This window comes from Neoroseomonas rubea (assembly GCF_016106015.1).
In the GTDB taxonomy this organism is placed as follows: Bacteria; Pseudomonadota; Alphaproteobacteria; order Acetobacterales; family Acetobacteraceae; genus Neoroseomonas; species Neoroseomonas rubea.
This window is the reverse complement of the sequence record NZ_JACADQ010000287.1, coordinates 1-5544: the sequence shown is the minus strand read 5'-3', so window position 1 is coordinate 5544 and position 5544 is coordinate 1. Positions and strand designations below refer to the sequence as shown.

Genomic DNA, 5544 nt, shown 5'->3' with positions numbered 1-5544 from the left:
GCGCTGCTCGCGCGCCATCTCGGCGCCACCGGCGAATTCGTCGGCGTCGCCTTGCAGGCCAAGGCCGCGCCCGGCCGCGCGCGGCGACGCGCGACGGCGGCCGCCGCCGAGTGAGACCACCGGCGCCCCGCGCCACCGGATCCAGGGAGAGAGTGCCGACCATGGCAACCAACAACCGCCTGCTGCCGACCACCGTCGTCGGGTCCTACCCGCAGCCCGCCTGGCTGGTGGACCGCGCCATCCTGACGAAGAACAACGTCGTCCCCCGCGTGCGGCTGAAGGAGATCTGGCGCGTCGCGGAGGATGCGCTGGAACAGGCGCAGGACGACGCGACGCTGATCGCGATCCGCGACATGGAGCGCGCGGGCATCGACATCATCACCGATGGCGAGATGCGCCGCGAATCCTACTCCAACCGATTCGCCCTCGCGCTCGATGGCGTGGATGTGGACAACCCCGCCATCGTCAGCGGCCGCATGGGCAAGCCCACGCCGGTGCCGCGCGTGACCGGCCCGATCCGCCGCCGCCACGCGGTCGAGGTGCGCGACGTGGCCTTCCTGCGCGCCAACACCGACCGCCAGGTGAAGATCACCCTTCCCGGGCCCTTCACCCTTTCGATGCAGGCGCATGACGAGCACTACGGCGACCCGGAGGCGCTCGCCATGGCCTACGCCGCCGTGGTCGCCGAGGAAGCGCGCGACCTCAAGGCCGCCGGCGCGGACGTGATCCAGCTCGACGAGCCCTGGCTGCAGGCGCGGCCGGAGCAGGCGAAGCAGTACGGCGTGCAGGCGATCAACCGCGCCCTCGAGGGCGTGGAAGGAACGACGGTCGTGCATCTGTGCTTCGGCTATGCCGCGCTCGTCTCGGACAAGCCCTCGGGCTATTCCTTCCTGCCGCAGCTCGCCGACAGCACGGCGGCGCAGATCTCGGTCGAGGCGGCGCAGCCGAAGCTCGACCTCGGCATGCTGAAGGACCTGTCGAACAAGACGATCATGCTGGGCGTGCTCGACCTCGGCACGACGGAGGTCGAGACGGCGGAGCAGGTGGCGGACCGGCTGCGCGCGGGGCTGCGCCACGTGGCGGCCGAACGGCTGGTCGCCGCCCCCGATTGCGGCATGAAGTACCTGCCGCGGGAGCGCGCCTTCGCGAAGCTCAAGGCGCTCGCCGACGGCGCGGCGATCGTGCGGCGCGAACTGGCGGGCTGACACGCCAGCCCGATCGACCGACCGGCGGCCGGCGCACGCCGGCCGAGGCCGTGAGTGCGGCCCACCGCGCGTGCGGCGATGCCCAGCGCGCGGCGCCTGAGGGCAGGAAAAAATCTGATGCCGGCGGCCGGACCCTTCGGCCGCCGCTGTCAGTGAAAGACCCGCCCGGCGTCAATCACCACCGTCTGGCCGGTCATCGTCTCCGTGCGGCACATGGTGACGACCATCTCCGCGCAATCCTCCTTATCCGCGGCCTTCTTCAGCAGCGAGGTGGAGGCGGAGCGCTCGACCTGCGCGGCCGTCAGGTTCGCCGTCGCGCGCGTACCTTCCAGCAGCCCGGGGGCGACGCAGTTCACGAGCGTCTCCGGCGCGAGCGACACCGCCATGCAGCGCGTGAGGTGGATGAGCCCCGCCTTCGACACCGCATAGGCGATGGACGAGCCGGTCGGCGTCAGCCCGGCGACCGAGGCGATGTTGACGATCCGCCCCCGCCCCTGCGCCTTCATCACCGGTGCGACCGCCTTGGTCAGCAGCATCGGCCCGGTCAGGTTCACCGCCATGATCTTCTGCCAGATCTCGGGCGTCAGCGCGTCGAGGTCCTGGAAGGCGATCGCCTTGTTGAAGGCCGCGTCGTTCACGAGGATGTCGAGCCGTCCGAAGCGCGCCGTGACGGCGGCGACGAGGCGCTCGATCGCGGTGCCATCGGTGATGTCGCAGCCGAAGGCCTCGGCCTGCCCGCCATGCGTGGCGGCCAGGTCGCGCGCGACCTCCTCCGCCTGCGCCCGGCTCTGCGCGTACATCACCGCGACATGCGCGCCCTCGCGCGCCAGCGCGTGGCAGATCAACTGCCCGAGCCCGCCATTGCCGCCCGTGACCAGCGCGACCGCGCCCTTGAGCTCCATGCGTTCCTCCCCTGCCCTACAGCAGTCCGCGGGCAATGCCGCCATCGACGTTGACCGTCTGCCCCGTGACATAGGCCGCGCGCGGGCTCGACAGCCAGAGCACCATCGCCGCGACTTCCTCCGGCGTGCCGAAGCGGCCGAGCGGGATCTCGTGCGCGAATTCGGCGATGACATCCTCGGCCGTGACGTTGCGCTCGGCCGCCATCTTCGCCGCGCGGTCGGTCCACAGCCGGGTCAGCGTGCGCCCGGGTGCGACGCAGTTCACGCGGATGCCCTCCGCCGCGTATTCGCCGGCGAGCGTCTTGGTCAGCCCCAGCAGCCCCGCCTTGTGGACGTTGGAGACGACCTGGTTCGGATACGGCATGCGCGACGCGGCGGCACCCAGCAGCACGATCGACGGCGCGGCACCCTGGCGCAGCAGCGGCAGCGCCGCGCGCACCACGCGCACCGCGCTGAGCACGTTGAAGGTGTAGTTGCCGATCCAGTCGGCATCCGTCAGTGCCTCGAAGCCCGAACGGATGGAACCACCCACCGCATCGACCAGCGCATCGAGCGCCCCCCAGCGCGCGGCGACATCGGCAAGCAGCGCATCGGCGGCGCCGTCCAGCGTGATGTCGGCAACCGCGGTCGCGGGGCGCCGGCCGGTCGCGGCCGCGATGCGGTCGGCGGCCGCGCCGATCCCGGCAGGATCGCGCGAGGCGATCAGCACATCGGCGCCCTCGGCCGCCAGCATCTGCGCCGTCGCGAAGCCGATCCCGGCCGAAGCGCCCACCACCAGCACGCGCCGCCCGGCGTATCCCAGGTCCATCCGTCTCTCTCCCTCATCCCATCCGCGCACCATCCCCGGCGCACCAGGGTCGAGCCCTCGTCCGGCGGCCGTCAGGGCATCGCCTGGGCGAGCGAGCCGCCCAGGCGCAGCGGCGCGACGCGGCGGGCGAGGCCCGTCGAATCATCCGTCTCGACAAACAGCCCACAGACCGTGGCCGCCGCTTCCGCCGGGGCGAGCCGCTCGGCCGGCACCTTGCGCCAGAACCGGATCGACGCGCCGCCCTTCTGCATGCCAATCACGCTGTCATAGTCGCCGCACATGCCGGCATCGGTCTGGAAGGCCGTCCCGCCCGGCAGGATGCGATGATCGGCCGAGGGCACATGGGTGTGCGTGCCGATAACGAGCGAGGCGCGGCCGTCGAAGGAATGGCCCATCGCCTGCTTCTCGCTCGTCGCCTCGGCGTGGACGTCGACCACCACCGCCTGCACCGCGCCCTGTGCGCCCATCGGCAGGCGGGCGAGTTCCGCCTGCACGGCGCGGAAGGGATCATCCAGGAAATCGCCCATGAAGAGCCGGCCCATCGCCTGGACGACCAGCGCGCGGCGCCCGCCGGGCAGATCCACCACCGTCGCCCCGCGCCCGGGCGTGCCGGGCGGGTAGTTCAGCGGGCGGATGAGGCGCTTCTCCTCCTCGATATAGGGGATGATCTCCTTGCGATCCCAGGCGTGGTTGCCGAGCGTGAGCACATCGGCGCCGGCCGCGAACAGTCCGCGCGCCATGTCGGGCGCCAGGCCGAAGCCATGCGAGGCGTTCTCCGCATTCACCACCACCAGGTCGAGCGCGAGGTCGCGCCGCAGTCCGGGCAGCGCCTCGGCCACCGCGTCGCGACCCGTCCGCCCAACGATGTCGCCGAGAAAGAGTATCCTCACGCCGGTCCTTCGCAGTCGATCACGCCCTTCTCCGTCGCGATGCGGCGGAGCCGGACGTCATGCGGCCCGGCCGGGACCTCCTGCACCTCCTGCACCGCATAGGCAATCCCGAGGGCGGTCGCGCCGGGCAGGCCAGCGAGCGTGCGGTCGTAATAGCCCCCGCCATAGCCGAGCCGCCGCCCCGCGCGGTCGAAGGCGAGCAGCGGGACGATGAGCCAGTCGGGCGTGGCGGACGGGGCCTCGGGCGCGGGCTGGCTGGTCCCCATCGGCCCAGGGACCAGCGCATCGCCCGGCGCCCAGCGGCGGAAGGCGAGCGGCAGGCCGCGGCGTGGCGTGACGGGCAGGCAGATTGCATGCCCGCGTGCATGCAAGGCGTGCATCAGCGGCCGCGGGTCGATTTCCGCCCCCATGGGCCAGAAGCCGGCAATGGTGGCGCCGGGTGGCGGCGGCCAGGCGGCAAGCACCGCATTCCGCACGGCTGCCCCGGCTGCTTCCGGGTCAAGGCCCGCGCGGCGCGCCATCGCCACCTTCCGCGCCGCCGCCTTGGCGGCCGCGAGCGCGGGATCGTCGGGATCACCGGCGTTCACGGCGCCCTACCCTCCCACCCGGGACCACACCCCGGATCGAGGCCTCGCCTCGATCCGCGAGCGCGACGCGCGACCGCGCCCAGACCAACCGCCGCGCCGGGCGGTCGAGCGCATGGCGCGAAGGCAAGCCGCGCGGATGTGCGGCGCCCGCCGTCTGAGGGACAAAGAAAACTTCTTTCCGAGGCTCCGCCTCGGAAAAAACGTGCGGAGCCACCCTGGCCGCTGGCGTCTCATCCTCCCAAGGCCTGCTTTCGCAGGTGGGCACCAGGTATCCGAACCACGGCCCGGACAGAGCCAGCTCCCGGAGGATGTGCATTGGCCCCGGGGATGAAGTGCCTGGCGCACCGGGCAGCCCCGCCTGAGGAACCTAGGCGTCCTCAAGGGTCGCGGCAATGGCCTCGATCGCTTCCGCGATGCGGTTCAGCCGCGCGGCGAGCGCGTGATCCGGTCCGGGCGCGGCCGGCGCGGCCGGCATCGGGGCGGCGACGGCCCCGCCGGCCTTCAACGCATCGACCTCGGTCTGCAGGTCGGCGGTCTCGTCGGCCAGTTGCAGCGCGGCAAGCAGCAGCATCCGCGTCTCGCCGAACTGCATCCCCATGGCCTTGAGCGCGCCGATGCGCTTGTCGACCTCGGCGGCCATGTTCGTCAGGTGACGTTCCTGCCCGTCCTGGCAGGCGACGGGATGGGAATAGCCGCCGACGCGGACCGTGACCTGGGCCATCAGCCTTCCTCGCCGAGCACGCCGCGCAGGCGGGCGATGGTCGTATCGAGCCGTTCGGCGAGTGCCGCGACCGCGGCCGGGTCAACGCCCGGCGGGCTGCCGCCATCGATCGCCGGCGCTGGCGCGGGTCGTGCCGCGGCGGCACGCGAAAGCCGTTGCACTGCAGCCTCGAGCCGCGCGGCCGCTGCCGCCACCGGGTCCGTCGCCTCGCTCATCCGCCCCCTGGGATCCACTGCCCTTGCCCCGCGCCGGGCGGCGCGGGTACCCCGGAAAGCCTTGGCAGAGAGGAACCTCGGGGTCAACGGTGACAGAACGTCTCAGCATGCCGCCGGCGGTCACGGTGCATGGGCTGGCCGGTGCCGCGGCCGCGCTCGCCGCCGCGGGGCCGGCCGGCGTGCTGCTGCTCTCCGCCCCCGGCGCGGGGGGCTTCG

The 5544-nt window shown here is 72.6% G+C and carries 7 protein-coding genes and 1 other RNA gene; 1 reads left to right on the top strand and 7 read right to left on the bottom strand.

All coding sequences use genetic code 11. The annotated features are described in order from the left end of the window. Nucleotides 1-161: 161 nt before the first annotated feature. Nucleotides 162-1205: a uroporphyrinogen decarboxylase family protein gene (locus HW577_RS19755; RefSeq protein ID WP_198377843.1), complete on the top strand. Its 1044-nt coding sequence runs from the start codon at nucleotides 162-164 to the stop codon at nucleotides 1203-1205. 149 nt (nucleotides 1206-1354) lie between these two features. Here the strand turns inward: HW577_RS19755 and HW577_RS19750 are convergent, their stop codons facing one another. The 7 genes from HW577_RS19750 to HW577_RS19720 form a co-directional block, all read right to left on the bottom strand. Then, complete coding sequence (locus tag HW577_RS19750) at nucleotides 1355-2107, bottom strand: SDR family NAD(P)-dependent oxidoreductase (RefSeq protein WP_198377842.1); 753 nt, start codon at nucleotides 2105-2107, stop codon at nucleotides 1355-1357. Nucleotides 2108-2123: 16 nt separating this feature from the next. Next, nucleotides 2124-2915 (bottom strand): SDR family oxidoreductase, encoded by a 792-nt coding sequence (locus tag HW577_RS19745; protein WP_198377841.1) that lies wholly within the window; start codon nucleotides 2913-2915, stop codon nucleotides 2124-2126. A gap of 71 nt (nucleotides 2916-2986) precedes the next feature. Beyond that, a complete protein-coding gene (locus HW577_RS19740; RefSeq protein WP_198377840.1) occupies nucleotides 2987-3805 on the bottom strand; it encodes a TIGR00282 family metallophosphoesterase in 819 nt (272 codons plus the stop codon). Then, the gene (locus HW577_RS19735) at nucleotides 3802-4392 is read right to left on the bottom strand and encodes a 5-formyltetrahydrofolate cyclo-ligase (protein WP_332837768.1); all 591 of its coding nucleotides are present in this window, start codon (nucleotides 4390-4392) and stop codon (nucleotides 3802-3804) included. Before HW577_RS19735 ends, HW577_RS19740 begins: the two co-directional genes overlap by 4 nt. A 203-nt stretch (nucleotides 4393-4595) precedes the next feature. Continuing rightward, nucleotides 4596-4750: non-coding RNA, 6S RNA (gene ssrS / locus HW577_RS19730), on the bottom strand. 9 nt (nucleotides 4751-4759) lie between these two features. Next, on the bottom strand, nucleotides 4760-5113 hold the full coding sequence (locus HW577_RS19725; RefSeq protein WP_198377839.1) for a cell division protein ZapA: 354 nt from the start codon (nucleotides 5111-5113) through the stop codon (nucleotides 4760-4762). Beyond that, nucleotides 5113-5328 (bottom strand): hypothetical protein, encoded by a 216-nt coding sequence (locus HW577_RS19720; protein ID WP_198377838.1) that lies wholly within the window; start codon nucleotides 5326-5328, stop codon nucleotides 5113-5115. The genes HW577_RS19725 and HW577_RS19720 overlap by 1 nt, the downstream gene beginning before the upstream one ends. Between the last annotated feature and the right edge of the window lie 216 nt (nucleotides 5329-5544).